This is a genomic window from Actinoplanes sp. NPDC051633 (assembly GCF_040681735.1).
Classification (GTDB): domain Bacteria; phylum Actinomycetota; class Actinomycetes; order Mycobacteriales; family Micromonosporaceae; genus Actinoplanes.
This window is the reverse complement of sequence record NZ_JBFAZH010000851.1, coordinates 1-3,426: the sequence shown is the minus strand read 5'-3', so window position 1 is coordinate 3,426 and position 3,426 is coordinate 1. Positions and strand designations below refer to the sequence as shown.

3 protein-coding genes and 2 pseudogenes are annotated in these 3,426 nt (G+C 71.9%); 1 reads left to right on the top strand and 4 read right to left on the bottom strand.

The annotated features are described in order from the left end of the window. Together AB0M20_RS33280 and AB0M20_RS33275 are read right to left on the bottom strand one after the other, a co-directional pair. A pseudogene (locus AB0M20_RS33280) lies at positions 1–364 on the bottom strand (peptidase); the annotation flags it as partial. Between the two features lie 150 nt (positions 365–514). Continuing rightward, complete coding sequence (locus AB0M20_RS33275; RefSeq protein WP_364304303.1) at positions 515–1,963, bottom strand: family 20 glycosylhydrolase; 1,449 nt, start codon at positions 1,961–1,963, stop codon at positions 515–517. A 76-nt stretch (positions 1,964–2,039) separates the two neighbouring features. Between AB0M20_RS33275 and AB0M20_RS33270 the strand changes: the two genes are divergently transcribed. After that, entirely contained in the window at positions 2,040–2,573 is a 534-nt protein-coding gene (locus AB0M20_RS33270; RefSeq protein WP_364304302.1) for a GNAT family N-acetyltransferase, read from the top strand. Here AB0M20_RS33270 and AB0M20_RS33265 read toward each other — a convergent pair whose 3' ends face one another. Together AB0M20_RS33265 and AB0M20_RS33260 are read right to left on the bottom strand one after the other, a co-directional pair. Beyond that, on the bottom strand, positions 2,574–3,056 hold the full coding sequence (locus AB0M20_RS33265; RefSeq protein ID WP_364304301.1) for an NUDIX domain-containing protein: 483 nt from the start codon (positions 3,054–3,056) through the stop codon (positions 2,574–2,576). 19 nt (positions 3,057–3,075) lie between these two features. Next, positions 3,076–3,426, bottom strand: a pseudogene (locus tag AB0M20_RS33260) (LLM class flavin-dependent oxidoreductase); the annotation flags it as partial.

The window sequence follows — 3,426 nt, the reverse complement described above, 5'->3', positions numbered from 1 at the left end:
GGAGATGGGTACGTTCGCTGAACGCGACGGTGGCCTCGGCGACCACGATCACCCGGTCAGGCGACCGCACCTGTCCGGCGGCGGCCGCGGCGTCGACCATCGCCCACAGGGCCGGCGCGTCCGCCCGGGTGACCGGCACGCCCGCCGGCTCGACCCGCCGGGTGCGCAGCGCACGCCAGCTCGCGTAGGCCATCACGCCGACGGTCGCCGTACACAGCGGAATGCCGAGCCGCAGCGCGGCGCCCTCGGGCAGCAGCGCGAGCACCAGCAGCACCGGCACCACGACCAGGGCGAGTTGGACGCCGGTCACGACCAGGAACCCGGCCAGCATCAGGGCCGACAGCCACGCTCTGCCACCGCCCAACGTCAGCTCCCTCCGCTCCGGCGCACCAGCCTAGGGCCGGAACTTCGACCCCGTCGCCGGCCACCCGCCGCACCACCCTCCGCCTTGACAACGTGAAGTGCGGAAACCATCGCCGGGCGAGCGGAGAGATTTAAGGAAGATTTCGAACGGTCAGGGCCAGTCGATCTGCGGCGAGGGGTGGAAGGCGACGCCCGCGGCGGTCCAGCGCGGGGCGTACGCCGCCAGCCGGCGCCGGAACGACTCCCAGTCGCGGTTCGCCCGGCGGGACCAGCCGATCTCGGCGATCGCCGGCAGGCGCGGGAACGTCATCGTCTGCACGTCGGCCATGCTGCGCAGGCTCTCCGACCACAGCGGAGCCTCCACGCCCAGGATGGCCTGCTCCGGCACGCCCGGCAGGCGGTCGGCCGGGTCCCAGTTGTACGCCCGGTCCACCTCGACGAAGCCGGCCCAGTCGAGACCCAGCGACGTCGACGGGTCGTACTTCATGTCCAGGTAGCTACGGTCGGCCGGCGAGATGATCACCTGACAGCCCGCCGACACGGCCCGGGCGGTGCCCTCGTCCGCCTCCTCGACACGCCAGAACTGCGGCACCGCGGTGTCCGGCAGGTCGACCGACGCCATCTCGTGCCAGCCGATCGCCCGCTTGCCGTACTTGCCGACCAGCGGCAGCACCCGCGTCATGAAGATGCGGTAGTCCTCGGCGCTGGTCGCCTGGGCCTCGTCACCGCCGATGTGCAGGAACGGGCCCGGGGTCAGCTCCGCCACCTCGCGGATCACGTCCTCCACGAACGCGTACGTGCTCTCCGCGCCGGCCACCAGCGAGCTGTAGCCGACCTCCCGGTCGGTGCGCTGCGGCACGGGCGCGCCGTCGGCGGTCAGCGACGGGTACGCCACCTGTGCCGCGTTGACGTGCCCGGGCATGTCGATCTCCGGCACGATCGTCACGAACCGCGACGCGGCGTAGTCGACCAGCTCGGCGAAGTGGTCGCGGGTGTAGAAGCCGGGCCCGGCGCCGTCCACGCCCGTGCCGGCGGCGCCGCTGACCTCGGTCAGCCGGGACCAGCCCGGGATCTCGAGCCGCCAGCCCTGGTCGTCGGTGAGATGCAGGTGCAAGTAATTGATCTTGAAGGCGACGATCGCGTCGATGTAGGACTTGACCTCGTCGACGGTGAAGAAGTGCCGGGCCACGTCGAGCATCACGCCGCGGTAGGGGAACCGGGGCCGGTCCGCGATCCGGCCGCCGGGCAGCGTGACCGGGTCGCCGGCGCTGATCGGCAGCAGCTGGCGAAGCGTCTGCACGGCCGCGAAGAGCCCGGCCGGAGCCGCCGCGCGCAGCACGACGCCGCGGGTCGCGATGTCGATGTCGTACGCCTCGTCGCCACTGATCTCGTCGGTCAGCTCCAGCGCGATCCCGCCATCGCCGGGCGACGACGTCACGGAGACCGGGACGAGCGGTTGCAGGACGGTGGCCAGATATTCGGCGACCTGCTCGGCGCCGGACCCCGCACGGATGCGGGTGCCTGGATTGATCGTGAAGTCGGCGGCCCGGTCGGGCCGCACCTCGGCCGGGACCGGAATGACGTCGTCGAGTTGTGGCACGGGCCTGACTCTAAGGCCTGTTTCCAGTTCGTGGGGCACACGGCCGGCGTGACGTGGGCCGCCATAGAGTTGGGGCATGTCGATCTCCGTTCGCCGGGCGACCCTGGCCGACGTGGCTGAGCTGCACGATGTCGCCGCGCGCACGTTCATGCTGGCCTGCCCGCCCGGGACCACGCAGGCCGATGTCGATGCCTTTGTCGGACAGCATCTGTCGGCCGAGCGGTTCGCGGAATACCTCGCCGACGCCGACCGGATCCTGCTGCTGGCCGAGTCGGACGGGGAGCCGGTCGGGTACGCGATGCTGGTGCGCGGCGAGATCTCCGACGCGGACGTGGGCAAGGTGGTCGACGCGGAGCGGAGCGTCGAGCTGAGCAAGTTCTACGTGCTCGCCGACCGGCACGGCTCCGGGGTCTCGGGCCCGCTGATGACCGCGACTCTGCAGGCCGCCGCGGCGGCCGGCGCGGACACCTGCTGGCTGGGCGTCAACCAGCTCAACGCCCGGGCGAACCGCTTCTACGAGAAGAACGGCTTCACGCTGGCGGGCACCAAGCGCTTCCTGGTCGGCGACCAGTGGCACGACGACTACATCCGCACCCGCCCGCTCGCCTGATCACCGGCGCTGCGGCGCCGGGTCGGCGAACCACGTGCCGGGCGCCAGCGCGCACTCGATGCGGTGCCGCTCGAGGTCGCGGATCGGCGGCAGGTCGTCCAGCGAGAACCAGCCCACCGCCAGCGACTCGTCGTCGTTGACCCGGGCCTCCCCGCCGACCGCCCGGCAGCGGAAGGTGATGTTCACATACTGGACCTGGTCGCCGTTGGGCAAGGTCGTCGCGGGCTGGGTGAGCACGCTGGTGATCCGCTCGGGCGTGACGTGCACGGCGGTCTCCTCGTAGACCTCGCGCACGATCGCCTCGGCCGGCTGCTCGCCCGGGTCCATCACTCCCGCGATCAGGGCCCACTCCCCGTTGTCGGACCGCTCCCCGAGCAGGAGGCGACCGGCGTCGTCGAACACGACGCCGGTCACGCTGGGCAGCAGCAACAGGCCGTGCCCGACCTCCGCCCGCAGACCCTGGATGTATGGCGAAATCGGCATGCCGGACAAGATACGCGTATCAGTCCACCAGCGGCCGGACCTCCTGCGCGACGAACCGGATGAAGCCCGGCAGGTCGGGCTCGTCGGCGGTGGGCTCGAGCACCACCGTGTCGGCCCCGGCCTCGACGAACGCCCTGACCCCGGCCGCGATCGCCGCGGCGTCGCCGGTCATCGCCGACGGCGTCTTGACCCGCTGCCCGGCCGTCGGCCCGGTGGCCGTCTCGGCGAACATGATCACGCGATGGCCGGCCACGCCGATGTGCTCGCGTGCCGTCCGCACCCCGTCGACCGACGTGTCGCTGGTCAGGATCGTGGCGTCGGCGATCTCGCCGGAGAGCCGCAGCGTCTTGGGGCCGGTCGCGCCGACCAC